Origin of the sequence: Microcoleus sp. Pol14D4, from assembly GCF_036701245.1 — a bacterium.
GTDB lineage: Bacteria > Cyanobacteriota > Cyanobacteriia > Cyanobacteriales > Microcoleaceae > Microcoleus.
Map to the genome: position 1 here is coordinate 1 of NZ_JAUBQM010000110.1, position 15,317 is coordinate 15,317.

Sequence of the window (15,317 nt, forward strand, 5' to 3'; positions counted from 1 at the left end):
GGCTTCTATGAATAATGATTATATGATGACTGTTCTCAACTCCTTTTGTCAAGCTTGATTGAGATGCTCTTACCCTGTCGATGTATGCAGCTACTAAAGCCTTTGTTTTGAGTTTCAGTGAGGCGCTTTGGGCGGAAAACAAAGATTTAGGAATTCGCGTTTTATGTCTTTGTCCAGGGCCGACAGAATCAAACTTTTTTGCAGTAGCTGAATTCCCGAAAGCTTTGGCATCCAGCAGCGGGCAAAAACTTGTTCCCGCAGCGGAAGTAGTGCGAGATGCTTTGAAAGCTTTAGACAAAAATGAGTCTAATGTTGTGACAGGGGGAATTCCCAATCAAATCATCGTCAATATGCCTCGATTGATGCCGCGAGAACTTTTGGTGAAGTCAGTAGAAAAGGTGTTTCGGGCGAAAGACGAATAATCGCGATCGTTGTTAGATACCAGACTTTGGGGAGAAGTCGGGTATCTCGCGTGCACCACCATTCGGAAATCTAGATCGATACACGATCGGCTATTTAAACAGAAACAAACCTGGATTGACGTGAAAAAACTTTCCCAAAGCTTCAGCTTGTTTTTTAGTAATTTCTAGCTGACCGTTAATGACTTCAGTTACCATCTCAATACTACCAATAATTTCTATTAAATCTGCTGGATCTAAACTCCTAGCCTCCATCAAATGAATAAGTCTTGACTGGGGAGTTGAAGCATTTAGTTGATAGTGCTTTTCTTCAAAATCCTCAATTAGTTTGACTAAGAGTTCTAGCAGAGTATCTTCTTCGGGAGTTAGATTTTCCCGAGAGAGCAAGCTTTCAACGATTTCTAAGAATATCTCGTTTTCATCTTCATTTTTGATAATGCGCGGTTGATGTTGAGATAGCAAGCTGCTGTATTTGTCGGAGTCAAAAGTAAGGGTCATTTTTCCAGTTGTCTTTGTCATATTCTGCATGAGTCAAAATGTACTTGATATAAACAATTTGCTTTTGATAGTTAAGACTTACGATTAAGCGATATTTATTTCCTTTGATGTTAAAGATTGTAAAATTTCCAACTGCTTCAGCTTGAGGATAAATACTTTGAACTTCAATAAGTTTAGTCCAGTTCGCTTGAGTAGCAATTTTGTACCAATCATCGAGAGCATCGCAGGAATCAGCATGAGTTTGGCAGTAGTCTCTTAATTTTTTGCGACTGATAACGTGCATTTAGCGATCGTTCAGAGGTTTTCCAGATATCTAATTTTATCAAATTTAAGGTCGATCGCCCCTAACCCAAATTTTCCCAAAAGTCGCACATTCGGGCTACCAAAATTCCCGACGCTACCCCACAAGTCCGCCGGGGGTTGAAACCCCCGTCTCATAGCGAAAGTCCTCTAAAAGAGGACTGAAAAGCAAATTAAATAAACCATCAAGTATTTGTCACAATAATCGAGTATTATTCACCATTCTTCAGTCGGTTTCAACCGACTGTCTTCTATGAGACAGGGGTTTCAACCCCTGGCGGACTCGCGGAATCGCGGACAAACCAACGACCCCCAGGACAAACCATCGCACCCACAAACAAATCAACCTTCCCCAATTTTACCAAGCGTCCAGAACTACCACAGAAACCAAAGAAACCGGGTTTTTCGCAATTTTTACGCGGTGTATCCATATTCTCGGAAAAAACCCGGTTTCTGGGCTATAAATTACAAATATCGAGTTAACTGGACTCGATAGCGTTCCTTCTTAGTAACAGCAACTTCCCCAATTTCCAATCTTCCCTTGCCGGTAACAGCAATTAAATCTCCAGACTTGACATTATAACTAGCTTGAGTAACGTCTTTCCAGTTAACTCGCACCTCGCCGCTGCCAATTAAATCGGCCATTTTGCTGCGAGACATTGCGAATCCAGCCGAGGCGACAGCATCCAATCTCATGGATGCTTCAACCGTTGTCATTTCTTTCTTTTTAGGTTCTCTAATTTTGAGTTCACTCAACTCAATGCGCCGCGTTTGTACGGGAACCGATCGCACTTGCTGCAAACTCATCTCTAAATACTCTACCATCTCCGGCATGACAATGGCTTGCGCGCCGCGTTCTCCCAAAACAATCACATCGCCCGTTTTCTCCCGGACAATTCCCGTACCCAACATCGCCCCCAAAAAGTCGCGGTGAGAAGCTGTATCGAATAAGAAATTGCCAGCGATTTCTACCGCAGCAACGTTAACGCTAGCAGAGTCGATCGGGATATCCGATCGCGCGATCGCAATTCTTTGTCTTTCAGCTTGCGGGTAGCCGCCCCAAGCCACTAATTCCACGTCTGTTAAGCGCTTAAATACCGTCAGAGTGTCCGCCAATTCTGGAGGCGACAGAAAATCAGTCTGAGTAACTTCCCAAGTTTTAATTGCTTGTTCCGCTTGGTCGATCGCCCGCGCCACACATTCGCGGTTTTCAATGCCTTTTAACAGTTCTTCTCTTTGTAACATCAGTTAATGTTAGATTCTAATTTGAAATTGCCAAAGTTTACTGTAACTAAAAAGTCTACTTTTTTAACAGTCGCACTAATTTAATTATAGTCTAAAATCATCAAATAACGCTCTTAGGATTTTTGTGGATCGCAAAGCTGATATGATGAACATGATTATTTTAGCAAATGTATGAAGTCTTCGAGTTTAAGCAAGGTTAATATTTCAACGCAGTTGCTGTGTCAGGAAGCAGCCGAACCGTTGAAACAAGCGCTACAGGATAAAAGCCTTGTACCCGAGGAAGCAGCGGCATTACTAACAGCAGACGAGCAACGCGCCATTCCTGCCATCAGCAAAAATAAGGCGTTGATCCAGGAAATTCAGAATCGCGTGCAGGGGTTGCCATCTTTCCATTCCCTGCTACAGGGCGATAGCCGAAACTTGATACATATTCCCGATGAAAGCGTACATCTGGTAGTCACATCGCCCCCGTATTGGAATTTAAAAGAATATCTCAAAAATCTCAACCAGCTTGGCTCCATAGCAGACTACGAAAAGTTTTTGCAGGAGCTCGATCGAGTATGGCAGCAGGTATGGCGGGTTTTAGTCCCCGGCGGACGGCTGGTGATTGTGGTGGGCGATGTCTGTGTTGCCCGCAGGCGGTTTGGCAGGCACATGGTATTTCCCCTGCACGCGAGTATTCAGGAACACTGTCGCCATTTGGGATTTGATAACCTCGCACCGATTATCTGGTACAAAATCGCCAATGCTTCCCTAGAAGCAGCGGGGAATGGCACCAGTTTTCTCGGCAAACCTTATGAGCCCGGAGGTGTCATCAAAAACGACATCGAATTTATCCTGATGCAGCGCAAACCGGGCGGCTACCGCAGTCCCACCCTCACAGCACGAGTATTGTCCGTAATACCGGAAACTCTCCACCGGCAGTGGTTTCAACAAATTTGGCAGGATATCAAAGGCGCTTCCACCAAGCAACACCCCGCCCCATATCCTTTGGAACTGGCAGAACGACTGGTGCGGATGTTTTCTTTTGCAGGGGATACGGTACTTGACCCATTTATGGGGACAGGAACAACCTGCGTCGCCGCCGCCAACTGGGGGCGCAACAGTATCGGGGTAGATGTTGAGCCAACTTACCATCAGCTAGCGCTGAAACGGATGCAGGAGACGTATGGCTTGCGCGTTGTCTATGACAGAACAATGGGGGAGGTTGTTGAATGACGGGACAGACACCCATTATCCCCGATGATGTGTTCCAGGAAGCGGTGCAAGGTTTCTGGGATACCCGCATCGCCCAGACACAAGCCCAGGTGCTAGCTGGCAAGGTTGACCAAGGGAACCGCAGTGCGGTGACAGGCGGCAAGCAGATGGACGGTTTCATCCTGACGCTGACTAATTTCTTGCTGGCTGCAGGTGTGCCTCAAAACCATATCCACGTTAAAAAAAGCCTAACCGTTATACCTGGGTTCTTTCGCCCGACGAAGATGTACGACTTTTTGGTGGTAAACCCTCAAAAACGGCAACTCAAAGTAGTCATCGAGTTGAAGAGCCAGGTTGGCAGCTTTGGCAACAACTTCAACAACCGCACAGAAGAAGCGATGGGGGCTGCTCTCGACATCTGGACAGCTTACCGGGAAGGGGTGTTTGGCGCAGCACCTCCGCCACCGTGGTTGGGATATTTGTTTGTTTTGGAAGACAGTCCGGCCTCGCGCGCACCGGTACAGGTTGCAGAACCGCATTTCGCCGTTTTGCCGGAGTTTAGAGGGGCAAGCTATGCTAAACGCTACGAACTTTTTTGTCAGAAGATGGTGCGAGAAAGGCATTTCACCGCTGCTTGTTTTTTAGTGACAAACCGCGAACAGGCACCACAAAATCCCAACTATACGGAGCCATGTTCAGACTTGTCGGCAGTCAATTTTTTGCAGCAGCTTATCCGGCACGCGCTGTAGAGTAGATAACAGGTTTTGGCGTTGCAGAGTGGAGGGATGGGCGTTGCTGAACTTTAGTATGAATGTACATTTTTTAATCTTTGCCGAAGACAGACTTTTTGTGCCTTGGAGTCTTTTCGTAGAACTTAATTCATACCGTCAATCAGCAATGCCACATTGTCCACCCAACTACTTATTCTTCTTCACCCGCAAATACAGTTCTTCCATCGCCTCAATAAACGAACCATCCTTGTGCCAAAACTGTGGAAAATCTCCCTGTTTCTTCACCACGATCGCACTTACGCCACTCTGTACCCCCACATCAATCGTCTGCGGTAATCGCTTCGCACCATGCCAAAACTCTTTCAGGCTGACCGTTTGCGCCTCACTGGCGATCGCCCGCGTGTAATAGGAATCTACCGCCACAGGGGCCGCTGCATCTGCCGTCAACTCGGCAGAAAGCGCCAAGCCCAAAGGCGTTTTTGCTAATTCGCGGTGCAGCACTTCCTTAGAAAGCCCCCGTAATTCAAACAGTAAAAATGGATCTTTGTCCAATTCGGCGGCCACCAAATAATAAACTCCGGCAATATGTTTGCAGGGATTGCTATAGTCTGGGCAAGAGCAAGTGGTTTTAAAGTCCTCACGGTTGCTGGGTAAAAGGTGCAATCCGAGGGGTGAGAAAGCATTTTCAATGTTGTCAGGCATTTCGTTTATTAGCAGCCGGGAAATGAAGCTGGCTTTCGATGCCATTTGGGCGATCGCCACTTGCCACTTTGCCTGACTAATCGCCTGAAACTCTATTTTAGTTTTGTACAGCGGCTCCTTATAAACCCCAAAATAAGGATTTACCGACCCCCTTACTTCTGCCATCACTAAGCCATCAGTAATCTTAAAGCTTTTTACCTTGTCATTCCGTGCATAGGAACGTCCCCGTCCGAGCCGCCCAGAATCTGTAAATCTTTCTAACGCATCGATAAATTTATTGCCCCACCAAGTCCGAGTAAATTGTGACATAAGCTGTTCTGCATTTAACTTGTATATTTCGATGACAATCAAAAATCCTCTCCCTCTCTCCCCCTCTCCCCCTCTCCCTTTCTTATATTGTTTCTCCTAATCTAGAACCGCATTTTTATTGAGCCTAATTAATTTTTTAAATGCCTCATTATCCAACTCAGTCAACCACGATTCATCCGCACCAATAATTGACCCTGCCAATTTCTTTTTGTCCTCAATCATTTGGTCAATCTTTTCTTCCAAAGTCCCAATCGCCACAAACTTATGCACAAACACATTTTTTTGCTGTCCGATCCGAAACGCCCGATCCGTCGCCTGATCTTCCACTGCCGGATTCCACCAGCGATCGAAATGGAACACGTGATTGGCTTTTGTCAGCGTAATTCCCACGCCGCCCGCCTTCAGTGACAGAATAAATACCGAAGGTTCAGACTCTGGATCTTGAAACTCTGAAATCATCCGTTCCCGTTTTTCGCGACTGGTTCCCCCGTGGATGTAGTAAGTATTGTAATGTAGCGTTTGTTTAATATATTTTTCCAACGCGCTTCCCAGTTCTGTAAACTGCGTAAATACCAATAAACTTTCGCCTTCTGCTTTGACTTCCTCAATCATCTCGATCAGCCGTTCCAGTTTGTGCGATCGCTCTGGTGTAAACTCACTTTCATCTTGCAAAAACTGGCGCGGATGGTTACAAATTTGCTTCAGCTTCAGCAGTGTCGCCAAAATCATCCCCTTGCGCTTCATCCCTTCCGTCGCGTCAATTTCTTGTTCTACCTCTTTGACGATCGCTTCATAAAGTGAAGCTTGCTCGCGGGTGAGATTGCAGTAGAGTTTTTGCTCCACTTTGTCGGGGAGATCCTGAATAATCGACTTATCGGTTTTCAGACGGCGCAGGATAAAAGGTTCTACTAATTTTTTGAGCGCTGCTGATTGTGTGCGACTCCCATGTTTTTGAATCGGGATCTCAAACAACTTCCGAAACTGTGCCTCTTTGCCCAGATAGCCCGGATTGAGGAAATTAAAAATTGACCATAAATCCAGCAATCGATTTTCCACGGGTGTTCCAGTCAATGCCAGTCGATGGGTAGCGGGTAACTTTAAAATCGCCTTGGTTTGCGCCGCTTTCGGATTTTTAATATTCTGGGCTTCATCAATTACCACGCGATGCCACGCTACGCTGCTCAACAGCTTCTCATCTTTTCGCACCAAGGTAAAGGAAGTAATCAACATATCGCAACCTTGGACGGCGGCTTTGAATTCCTTGGCATCTTGCAAGCGCCCAGGGCCGTGGTGTATGAGCGATCGCAATTCAGGAGCAAATTTTTCCATTTCCTTTTGCCAGTTACCAACTACGGATGTAGGCGCAATTAGCAGCGTGGGTAGAACCGAAGGTGCGATCGCTTTTTTTGTCTCTTTTTCTGTCTCTTTTGTAGTAGATAAAATTTCCCGCTCTTGCAATAATCGAGCAATTACCTGCGCCGATTTACCCAAACCCATATCATCGGCAAGACAGCCATTTAATCCCAAACTTTCCAAATAACTCAACCAAGAAACGCCGCGCTTTTGGTAATCCCGTAACTTGCCCTGAAAATTTGCTGGATCTGCAATTAACTCTAACCGACTCTTATCGTTCAGCTTCTCCAACATATCCGATAAAGCCCGATCGCGCTCAACCTCCAACTGTTCGCTCGCTTCTCCTTCTGCCGTCAACTTCATAAAGTCAATCAGGCTTAAATCGGGGTTTTCTTGGCGATGTTTTTTCCAAAACTCCAGCATCTCCTGCATCTTGTCTTTGTCCAGTTCCATCCATTGTCCTCGGAACTGCACCAGCGGTGTTTTGCTATTTACTAACGCCTGCCATTCTTGTTCGCTAACCCGTTCACCCCCGATCGCCAATTCATATTGATATTCCACCAAGGAATCCGCCGAAAACAATCCTTTGCCCTTGATTGCAGCGCTGTTGCTGCCCTTCCCTTTGACTTGCAGGCGAATCTTCGCCCGCTGTCGTCCCTTCGGCGTCCACCAAGCGGGGACAATCACTTTGTATCCGGCATCTTCTAATACCCAAGCGGACTCGCTGAGAAAGGTGAAAGCATCATCTAAGCTGAGGGTAATGTTAACGGGTTTGTCGGTTTCTAGCCCTTGCCAAAGTTGGGGATAAATGCGGGCAGCGTAGCCGAGATTTGTCAGCAAATGTTGCTCAAAGTTGTCTCCAAATTGTGTTTGCAACTGTTTTTGTTGAGTCGATCGCGATCGCCAATAATCCTGCAACGGCATCCGCAGAGATGGGTCTTTTTTCGCAGCCACCTGAAACTCTAAAACCCAAGGTTGTTCGGGATTTTCGGGGGATTGTAGTTGAAAGCAAAGGGAGAATGAGTCAGCAGATTGATTGCGCGTAATGCGATCGCGCCAGGTTTGCCATTGCCGGTATTGTTCAAGGCTTACTCGCGCAATTTTTCCTGTTTGGTTGAGGCAGATTTGCAGTAAAGAATCCGCTATCTTATTTTCAAACGATGCTGGGATGGGAGTTTGAGTGACAATTTCCGCGATCGCACACTCGGAAAAATGCCGCAGCAACCGTTCGCGATCGTAGAATTTTGGTGTATCTTGTAGCTGGATCTTCCGAAAACCGGACACACAAACTAAAGGCATCCATTCAACATAGCGTTGTAAATCATTTTCGTACTGTGTTGAAACAATTTCCCATCCCGGATAAATCTCAAAGCTGGGTGCAATTTTTGCAGGTGTTTTTGGAGTTTTTGCAGTTGTTTTGGTTTTTGTCTCGCCCGCTTTCTTACGCCCGCGCGTGGCTTTTTCAGCGGGTTCGGTTCTTTCGATGGGTGCGATCGCGATCGGAGCAGTTTCTCGATAGCGCAACGCCGGAATATAATGATCTTTCAGAACAATTTGCTTAAAACTTTGGGTGTAGTGATACCAAAATAGTAAGTCTGAACCAAACTGAACTTCTGCTAAATCGTAGAGGGCAAAAAAATGCAGATCGTTCAATACTTTAGTCAAAGTGTGGGTGGCGATGCACACACAGTCAACTTGCCAATACTCCAACTCAAATGTTTCGGGTAACTCTGTCTCTAAATATCGCGCTAGTTCTAAAGAAGGCAACGGCTGGTTGTCGGCAGTGGGCAGTAAAAAATACCGAGGGACGATCGCGTATTCTCGCCCCATCGCACTTGTATTGCTGACTGCTGGCAGTTGAATCCCGGCTTCTTTCGTTAGAAACTCTCTTAACTGTGCCGTCTCCAATTGTCGGGGATGAACCTTAGCAGGCCGTTTTTTCTTTTCAGTGGTTTCAACCCAAAGACAAAAAGTTCCACCTTGAACAAAACTCTCTTCTGTTTGAGGAATCCAAGTCCCGTGGAGGATTTTCATAGGTTATACCAAACGCAACCTTTGGCAGCCTATCATATCATGAATGAGTGGGAAAAGATAAGAAGGCGGTTGAAAGCAGGTTTATACAAACCATGTCTGCTGGATGCCGACTAAAGAGAATCACGTAATTTTACCCCAGTTGTACTCTTTACTCTTTAACCCGCCTCTGCAGCTTTTGACTTTATAGATGCGGTTTCAAATGCCGAGTCTTCTTACAAATTTAGAAAATATCTGTTAAATCCAACACAAAACCGGGTAGTACATCTTCACCTGACAGAGTTGCAGGTTCATCTAAAATTTCTACTTCTCTACCTTGACGGGAGATTTCAACTTTTCTATTTTTGCGATCGAGCAACCATCCCAACCTCGCTCCATTTTTTACATACACTTTCATTTTAGCCCGCAATTTTTCTAGGGAATCAGTGGTCGATCGCAATTCCACCACAAAATCGGGGCAAATCGGCGCAAATTTCTTTTTTTCTTCACCAGTTAAAGCATCCCACCTATCGCGCCGAATCCAAGCAGCATCGGGAGAAATATCTGTACCGTCGGGCAGTTTAAATCCAGTTGAAGAATCAAAAGCAATTCCCAAATGCTTATTTTGTCTGCTCCAACCTTCGAGTTGAAAACTTAGATCCGCATTCCGTCTGCCTGTATCGCTACTCGCAGGCGGCATAATAATTAATTCTCCCGTTGCAGTGCGCTCAAATCTCAAATCCCGGTTGTCTATACACAACTTAAAAAACTGCTCGTCAGTTAATTCAATCGTTAATTTTAGGGGAGAATGTAGAGGGATAGTTTGTGATTCCATAACTGCCTCCAAATATTACACGAGTTGAATGTCAACAGTCAACTGTTAACAGTCAACTGTTAACAAACAAATAACTAAGTCTCTGTATAACCTTGGATATTTTCCGGTTCAAACTGCTGCAAAATATTCGCAGCTTTCCCGGTCAAATCATCAGTACCCTTAACCGCAATCAAAAATTTACCCGCATTCAAACGGTTGCGGTAGGGCAAAGCATCGCCGCTACCAAAAGCCATACCGCCCGCGCCTCCAACAAACACACTACCCATCGCAGCGGCGATCGCACCGAGTAAGCCACCGATCGCGTGATCGCCAATTTCGCCCGCCCAGGCGAAAGTTTTCAACTCAGTCATCAGACTGAAAGTAACGCCAGCAATAAAGCCAAAGGGAATCAGCCAAATAGCCATGAGTTTAGCTTGTTTCTTCGCTTGCTGGTTGGGGTCGATCAAGCCAAATTCATCAGCAGTTTTGTAGCCGCGGCCCAAAATGCTCACTTGCTTCATAGGCAAGCCTTCTTTTTCCAGAGCACAGTAGGCAGCTTCGGCTTGAATTCGATCGGGCAGTACGGCGATAAGATAATTCATTAGAAAACAATTCCTGATAGTTAGGCTTGAATAGCCAAAGTCTATTATAGCCAGAAAAGACATACTAGCTAAGCACTTGCGGGATTTTCCGACGGTCAGAGAGTCCGATCGCCCGCAAAGCTAAAATATTTCACGCAAAAAACGGCCGACCTTGACCGAATACAGATACAATTCAAACTGCACAAAGGCAAGCTTGAGCTGAGCTGTTAGATACCGCTCTAAGTCATAAGTCTCACTTTGAGCTCGCCAACGCTCGGTCTATTTTTACTATTGCACTCAATTGCTTGCTATGCCTAAAGTTCTAGTATCCGATCCGATCGACCAAGCCGGAATTGACATCCTCTCCCAAGTCGCGCAAGTTGACGTAAACACAGGACTCTCAGCCGAACAACTGGTAAAAATTATTCCAGATTACGACGCTTTGATGATCCGTTCTGGCACCCAAGTTACCAAAGAAATCATTGAAGCAGGGAATTCACTTAAAATTATCGGCAGAGCCGGCGTAGGCGTAGATAATGTCGATGTACCCGCAGCTACCCGCAAAGGAATTGTAGTCGTCAATTCCCCCGAAGGCAACACGATCGCCGCAGCCGAACACGCGATCGCCATGATGCTCTCGATGTCTCGCCACATCCCGGAAGCCAACGCATCTGTCAAAAGCGGTAAATGGGAACGCAACCGCTTTATCGGCGTAGAAGTTTACAAAAAAACCCTCGGCATCGTCGGTTTGGGCAAAATCGGCTCGCACCTCGCCGCCGCAGCCAAAGCAATGGGCATGAAACTGCTGGCTTACGACCCCTTCATTTCCACCGAACGAGCCGAACAGTTGGGCTGTCGCTTGGTAGAACTCGAACTGCTGATGCGCGAATCTGACTACATCACCCTGCACATCCCCAAAACCCCGGAAACCCTGCACTTAATTAACGCTGAAGTGCTCTCGAAAATGAAGCCCACGGCCCGCATCATTAATTGCGCCAGAGGCGGCATCATCGACGAATCAGCCCTGGCAGAAGCCATCAAAGAAGGCAAGATCGCCGGCGCAGCTTTGGATGTTTACGAACATGAACCCCTCGAAGCCGATTCCCCGTTGCGGAATGTCGGCCAAAACATCGTGCTGACGCCCCACTTGGGAGCTTCCACAGCGGAAGCTCAGGTGAATGTGGCGATCGACGTTGCCGAACAAATTCGCGACGTGCTGTTGGGATTGCCGGCGCGATCGGCTGTCAACATACCGGGAATTTTCCCAGATTCGATCGAAAAACTCAAACCCTACCTGCAACTCGCCGAAACCCTCGGCAACCTCGTCAGCCAGCTAGCCGGAGGCCGAGTCGATTACCTCAACGTTCAACTGCAAGGCGAATTGGCCAGCAACCAAAGCCAGCCCGTAGTCGTCGCCGCCCTCAAAGGCCTGCTCTCCCAAGCCCTGCGAGAGCGCGTTAACTACGTCAACGCCAGCATTGAAGCAAAAGAACGCGGAATTCGCGTCGTCGAAACCAGAGACGCCTCGATTCGCGACTACACCGGTTCCCTGCACCTCTCGGCTAAGGGAACTCTCGGCGAACACACCGTGACAGGTGCAGTGCTCGGCGAAAGCGAAATTCGGATTACCAGCGTTGACGATTTCCCAGTCAATGTTTCCCCCACTCACCATATGCTGTTTACCCTGCACCGCGATATGCCGGGGATTATCGGCAAAATTGGTTCCCAATTGGGCAGTTTTAATGTCAATATTGCCAGTATGCAGGTAGGCCGTAAAATCGTGCGAGGCGATGCGGTGATGGTTTTGAGCCTCGATGACCCTCTACCAGAGGGGATACTGGCCGAGATCCTAAAAGTTCCGGGAATTCGGGATGCTTACACGGTAAATCTTTGACGGATTTTGGAGTTTAGATTTTGGATGCTAGGACTGATAATTGGTAATGGGTAATTGATCGTTGGTAATTGGCAAGAAAGCGGGAATTTTTCTATTAGCCAATCCTCATTCCTCACTCCCCAGTTCCCAGTCTCCAGTTCCCCTGGGCCAATCTAAAATCTAAAATCTAAAATCTAAAATTGTTATGGCACATAGCTGGTGGGAAATTAGAATTCTTTGCGATCCGGCGCTGGAAGATATCATCTTTTGGCGTCTGGAACGGTTTAACTGTCGGGGAACTGCTACTGAGATCAAAAGCAATTCCTGCCTGATGTCGGCTTATTTGCCCGAAGAACAGGCAGGATTGCTGGATTTGGCCGCTCTGTCTCTGTGGCTGCGCCAAGATGCTCTGTGTGCAGGTTTGCCCCTACCTGCAATGCAGTGGGATTTGATTGAAGACGAAGACTGGGGCAGCACTTGGAAGGAGCACTGGCAGCCTCAAGAAGTGGGCGATCGCTTTTTAATTAACCCGGCCTGGCTGCCGTTACCCACTGATACCGATCGCATTATTTTGCGTTTAGATCCCGGTGTGGCCTTCGGTACCGGTGCTCACGCCACCACTCAACTTTGTCTGGAATCGCTGGAAATGCGTCTCGGTTTTGATGAGAAAGAGTGCATCGTTGCTGATATCGGCTGCGGATCGGGTATTTTGTCGATCGGCGCAGTTTTGTTGGGCGCTACAAAAGTTTATGCTTTGGATACCGATCCTTTGGCAGTGCGATCGACCATTAGCAACAGACTACTCAACCGCGTTAATTCTCAGCAGTTGGTTGCAGAGCTCGGAAGTATCGATCGCTTGAAAGAAATGGTCGATGAGCCGATCGACGGTTTGATCTGTAACATTTTAGCAGAAGTAATCATTGATTTAATCCCGCAGTTCACTGCAATTAGCAAACCCACTACTTGGGCAGTTCTCAGCGGCATTTTGCTCGAACAAGCTAAGCCAATTGCCGACACTCTCGAACAGCACGGCTGGATTGTGGCTACTCTGTGGAAGCGCCAAGATTGGTGTTGTTTTAATATTCGGCGCAGTTAACAATAGGGTAATTGCTAATTGCTAATTCCTAATTTGTAATTTTGAGTTCATGTTTCATCTTTGGGAAGTGAATTTAAATAAATCTCGCACCTGAAAATAAACCGCGCCAGCCCAGTAAAAACCATTCACCAAAATTAACAACGTTTTTCCAACATAAGAATTAACAAAACCAAAAACGCGGTAAGTTGACAGCAGCACTAACAACATTTCAACCGCAGAAACAATTGACCCGTAGTGCTTCCGATCCCAATAAGAAAACGGACTGATAAAACGGTAATTGCTGAACGGAAAAAAGTGTCGGTGAGCGTCGTCATTGTGGACAGGCAAATCTCCCAGAGAGTGCAGGATCATGCTAATAAACAGAATTTGCACGCTTTGCCAGCCAAAGTAATAAGCAATTAGCAAACCAATAACCGCAAGGGGAATTGAATGAAACAGAGCCACAATATTTTGCACAAAAGGCTCATAATATGCTTTTGACCAAATTGTAGCTGCGGGCAAGCGAGCAATGTATTTCGCCCAAAAGTAAAATAAAAATATCGGAATATCCGGCAAAATTCCGCCGATAACAATAATTAGATTAGCTTGCGGCAGTTGCGGTTTGCCAAGAATTGCCAGATTGATAATAGCGTGGCTGGGAGTCTTCATACGTAGGGTGCGTCAACTAGGATTATCTTATTCATAATTAATCAGATATTAACTGACGCACCCTACGTGTGATAATTGGCTGGTGCTACAAGTAAGGTTGCACTCGATCGATCAACTGCGCCGCTTGCATCACTCCCTCAATTCGATCGACCTCAGCGCCATTTTTGAACAGCACCAAAGTCGGCAAAGCATAAATGTGATGCTGCGACGCCAACTGTTCGTACTTATCGGTGTCAATTTTGACAACCATCAGCTTGTCTTTCATCTGACCGCTGACTTGCTCCAAAATCGGTGCCATCATCTGACAAGGCCCGCACCAAGTAGCGTAAAAATCTACCAACACCGGCAAGTCAGAGCCCGATAGTAACTCCTCAAAACTGCTGAACTGTTTTTGAACTGCCATAAGACAAAATAATTTTTTGGGTTCTGGCTCGATTTTAGTGCAAAATTCTCTGGTAGATTGCGAGGATACAATTATGGAATTATTACCAGAGACTTTTCAGAGATTGCGGGGTCAAGTTGCTGTCGTGACCGGTGCGTCGCGGGGAATCGGCCGCGCCGTTGCTTTAACATTAGCCGCAGAGGGCGCTAAAGTCGCCGTCAACTATGCGAGTTCGAGTGCTGCTGCTGATGAGGTGGTAGCAGAAATAGTCGCTGCTGGAGGAGAAGCTGTCGCACTTGCAGCAGATGTCTCGAAAACTGAGCAAGTAGATTTACTCACCAGTAATGTCATGGAAAAATGGGGACGGATTGACATTTTGGTGAACAATGCAGGCATTACTCGCGATACTTTGCTATTGCGGATGAAGTTGGAAGATTGGCAAGCGGTAATTGATTTGAATTTAACTGGCGTGTTTTTGTGTGCGAAAGCTGCGAGTAAAATCATGCTGAAACAGCGAAGCGGTCGAATTATTAATATTGCTTCGGTTGCTGGGCAAATGGGCAATCCGGGACAAGCTAATTACAGTGCGGCGAAGGCTGGGGTAATTGGGTTTACTAAAACTGTGGCGAAAGAGTTGGCGACTCGCGGGATTACTGTGAATGCAGTTGCACCGGGTTTTATCACTACAGATATGACTAAGGATGTCAAGTCTGATGAAATTTTGAAGTATATTCCGCTGGGGAGATACGGGGAAGTTGAGGAAGTTGCGGGGATGGTGAAGTTTTTGGCGGCAGATGCGGCGGCTGCTTATATAACCGGGCAGGTTTTTAATGTGGATGGGGGGATGGTGATGGCTTAGGATTTCGGGATTTTTTTAACCGCAGATGCACGCAGATTAACGCGGATATTTGCGGTTAATAATTACTTTAAGGCTGCACATAATTGAGTTAGGACTTGTTTGTATTTTGCAATGCGTTGAAAATCGGCTTCTGTCGGATTGGCGATGCGGCGAATATCGAGGTTATGAGTAACATCAGCGATTTTGACTCGGAGTGCGATCGGGTTGGCAATAACACGTTCTAGGCGTTGCTGAACTATGGTATGATGAAGTTGTCCTCTGAGCGTCAAAAATAACACATATTTCCAAAAAAATATTATG

The 15,317-nt window shown here is 46.5% G+C and carries 15 protein-coding genes and 1 pseudogene; 6 read left to right on the plus strand and 10 right to left on the minus strand.

Features of this window, described 5'->3' with window-relative positions; translation table 11 throughout:
• Nucleotides 1-80: 80 nt before the first annotated feature.
• Nucleotides 81-422 carry an SDR family NAD(P)-dependent oxidoreductase gene (locus QUA33_RS25625; protein ID WP_333152286.1) on the plus strand — a complete coding sequence of 114 codons (342 nt, stop codon included), beginning with the start codon at nucleotides 81-83 and terminating at the stop codon, nucleotides 420-422.
• 90 nt (nucleotides 423-512) lie between these two features.
• Here QUA33_RS25625 and QUA33_RS25630 read toward each other — a convergent pair whose 3' ends face one another.
• The 3 genes from QUA33_RS25630 to QUA33_RS25640 all read right to left on the minus strand — a co-directional run bounded on the left by QUA33_RS25630 (nucleotide 513) and on the right by QUA33_RS25640 (nucleotide 2,462).
• Entirely contained in the window at nucleotides 513-938 is a 426-nt protein-coding gene (locus tag QUA33_RS25630; protein ID WP_333152288.1) for a transcriptional regulator, read from the minus strand.
• Nucleotides 901-1,200, minus strand: a complete 300-nt coding sequence (locus QUA33_RS25635) for a type II toxin-antitoxin system HigB family toxin (protein ID WP_333152291.1) — start codon at nucleotides 1,198-1,200, stop codon at nucleotides 901-903. Before QUA33_RS25635 ends, QUA33_RS25630 begins: the two co-directional genes overlap by 38 nt.
• Before the next feature lie 482 nt (nucleotides 1,201-1,682).
• A complete protein-coding gene (locus tag QUA33_RS25640) occupies nucleotides 1,683-2,462 on the minus strand; it encodes a photosystem II S4 domain protein (RefSeq protein WP_333152293.1) in 780 nt (259 codons plus the stop codon).
• Nucleotides 2,463-2,633: 171 nt separating this feature from the next.
• Here QUA33_RS25640 and QUA33_RS25645 point away from each other — a divergent pair, with 171 nt between their 5' ends.
• Together QUA33_RS25645 and QUA33_RS25650 are read left to right on the plus strand one after the other, a co-directional pair.
• Entirely contained in the window at nucleotides 2,634-3,680 is a 1,047-nt protein-coding gene (locus QUA33_RS25645; RefSeq protein WP_333152295.1) for a site-specific DNA-methyltransferase, read from the plus strand.
• Nucleotides 3,677-4,408 carry a PaeR7I family type II restriction endonuclease gene (locus QUA33_RS25650; RefSeq protein WP_333152297.1) on the plus strand — a complete coding sequence of 244 codons (732 nt, stop codon included), beginning with the start codon at nucleotides 3,677-3,679 and terminating at the stop codon, nucleotides 4,406-4,408. The genes QUA33_RS25645 and QUA33_RS25650 overlap by 4 nt, the downstream gene beginning before the upstream one ends.
• A gap of 168 nt (nucleotides 4,409-4,576) precedes the next feature.
• Here the strand turns inward: QUA33_RS25650 and QUA33_RS25655 are convergent, their stop codons facing one another.
• From QUA33_RS25655 to QUA33_RS25670, 4 genes are all read right to left on the minus strand, one after another.
• Nucleotides 4,577-5,401: an SWIM zinc finger family protein gene (locus QUA33_RS25655; protein WP_333152299.1), complete on the minus strand. Its 825-nt coding sequence runs from the start codon at nucleotides 5,399-5,401 to the stop codon at nucleotides 4,577-4,579.
• Between the two features lie 96 nt (nucleotides 5,402-5,497).
• A complete protein-coding gene (locus QUA33_RS25660; protein WP_333152300.1) occupies nucleotides 5,498-8,788 on the minus strand; it encodes a DEAD/DEAH box helicase in 3,291 nt (1,096 codons plus the stop codon).
• 220 nt (nucleotides 8,789-9,008) lie between these two features.
• Entirely contained in the window at nucleotides 9,009-9,599 is a 591-nt protein-coding gene (locus tag QUA33_RS25665) for a Uma2 family endonuclease (RefSeq protein ID WP_333152302.1), read from the minus strand.
• A gap of 74 nt (nucleotides 9,600-9,673) precedes the next feature.
• Nucleotides 9,674-10,180, minus strand: coding sequence for a hypothetical protein (locus QUA33_RS25670; protein ID WP_333065611.1), 507 nt, complete (start codon nucleotides 10,178-10,180; stop codon nucleotides 9,674-9,676).
• A 289-nt stretch (nucleotides 10,181-10,469) separates the two neighbouring features.
• Here QUA33_RS25670 and serA point away from each other — a divergent pair, with 289 nt between their 5' ends.
• Nucleotides 10,470-12,053 (plus strand): phosphoglycerate dehydrogenase, encoded by a 1,584-nt coding sequence (gene serA / locus QUA33_RS25675; RefSeq protein ID WP_333152304.1) that lies wholly within the window; start codon nucleotides 10,470-10,472, stop codon nucleotides 12,051-12,053.
• A gap of 184 nt (nucleotides 12,054-12,237) precedes the next feature.
• A complete protein-coding gene (gene prmA, locus QUA33_RS25680; RefSeq protein ID WP_333152306.1) occupies nucleotides 12,238-13,128 on the plus strand; it encodes a 50S ribosomal protein L11 methyltransferase in 891 nt (296 codons plus the stop codon).
• Nucleotides 13,129-13,182: 54 nt separating this feature from the next.
• Here prmA and QUA33_RS25685 read toward each other — a convergent pair whose 3' ends face one another.
• Both QUA33_RS25685 and trxA read right to left on the minus strand, forming a co-directional pair.
• Complete coding sequence (locus QUA33_RS25685) at nucleotides 13,183-13,776, minus strand: hypothetical protein (RefSeq protein ID WP_333152309.1); 594 nt, start codon at nucleotides 13,774-13,776, stop codon at nucleotides 13,183-13,185.
• A gap of 85 nt (nucleotides 13,777-13,861) precedes the next feature.
• The gene (gene trxA / locus QUA33_RS25690; RefSeq protein WP_015178505.1) at nucleotides 13,862-14,179 is read right to left on the minus strand and encodes a thioredoxin; all 318 of its coding nucleotides are present in this window, start codon (nucleotides 14,177-14,179) and stop codon (nucleotides 13,862-13,864) included.
• Between the two features lie 73 nt (nucleotides 14,180-14,252).
• Here trxA and fabG point away from each other — a divergent pair, with 73 nt between their 5' ends.
• Nucleotides 14,253-15,017, plus strand: a complete 765-nt coding sequence (gene fabG / locus QUA33_RS25695; RefSeq protein ID WP_333152311.1) for a 3-oxoacyl-[acyl-carrier-protein] reductase — start codon at nucleotides 14,253-14,255, stop codon at nucleotides 15,015-15,017.
• A 62-nt stretch (nucleotides 15,018-15,079) separates the two neighbouring features.
• Here fabG and QUA33_RS25700 read toward each other — a convergent pair.
• Nucleotides 15,080-15,317: pseudogene (locus tag QUA33_RS25700) on the minus strand (hypothetical protein); the annotation flags it as partial.

Coding starts and splice junctions, on each gene's coding strand:
- QUA33_RS25625 (WP_333152286.1), top strand. CDS start 81: ATGTATGCAGCTACTAAAGCCTTTGTTTTGAGTTTCAGTGAGGCGCTT.
- QUA33_RS25630 (WP_333152288.1), bottom strand. CDS start 938: ATGACAAAGACAACTGGAAAAATGACCCTTACTTTTGACTCCGACAAA.
- QUA33_RS25635 (WP_333152291.1), bottom strand. CDS start 1,200: ATGCACGTTATCAGTCGCAAAAAATTAAGAGACTACTGCCAAACTCAT.
- QUA33_RS25640 (WP_333152293.1), bottom strand. CDS start 2,462: ATGTTACAAAGAGAAGAACTGTTAAAAGGCATTGAAAACCGCGAATGT.
- QUA33_RS25645 (WP_333152295.1), top strand. CDS start 2,634: ATGAAGTCTTCGAGTTTAAGCAAGGTTAATATTTCAACGCAGTTGCTG.
- QUA33_RS25650 (WP_333152297.1), top strand. CDS start 3,677: ATGACGGGACAGACACCCATTATCCCCGATGATGTGTTCCAGGAAGCG.
- QUA33_RS25655 (WP_333152299.1), bottom strand. CDS start 5,401: ATGTCACAATTTACTCGGACTTGGTGGGGCAATAAATTTATCGATGCG.
- QUA33_RS25660 (WP_333152300.1), bottom strand. CDS start 8,788: ATGAAAATCCTCCACGGGACTTGGATTCCTCAAACAGAAGAGAGTTTT.
- QUA33_RS25665 (WP_333152302.1), bottom strand. CDS start 9,599: ATGGAATCACAAACTATCCCTCTACATTCTCCCCTAAAATTAACGATT.
- QUA33_RS25670 (WP_333065611.1), bottom strand. CDS start 10,180: ATGAATTATCTTATCGCCGTACTGCCCGATCGAATTCAAGCCGAAGCT.
- serA (WP_333152304.1), top strand. CDS start 10,470: ATGCCTAAAGTTCTAGTATCCGATCCGATCGACCAAGCCGGAATTGAC.
- prmA (WP_333152306.1), top strand. CDS start 12,238: ATGGCACATAGCTGGTGGGAAATTAGAATTCTTTGCGATCCGGCGCTG.
- QUA33_RS25685 (WP_333152309.1), bottom strand. CDS start 13,776: ATGAAGACTCCCAGCCACGCTATTATCAATCTGGCAATTCTTGGCAAA.
- trxA (WP_015178505.1), bottom strand. CDS start 14,179: ATGGCAGTTCAAAAACAGTTCAGCAGTTTTGAGGAGTTACTATCGGGC.
- fabG (WP_333152311.1), top strand. CDS start 14,253: ATGGAATTATTACCAGAGACTTTTCAGAGATTGCGGGGTCAAGTTGCT.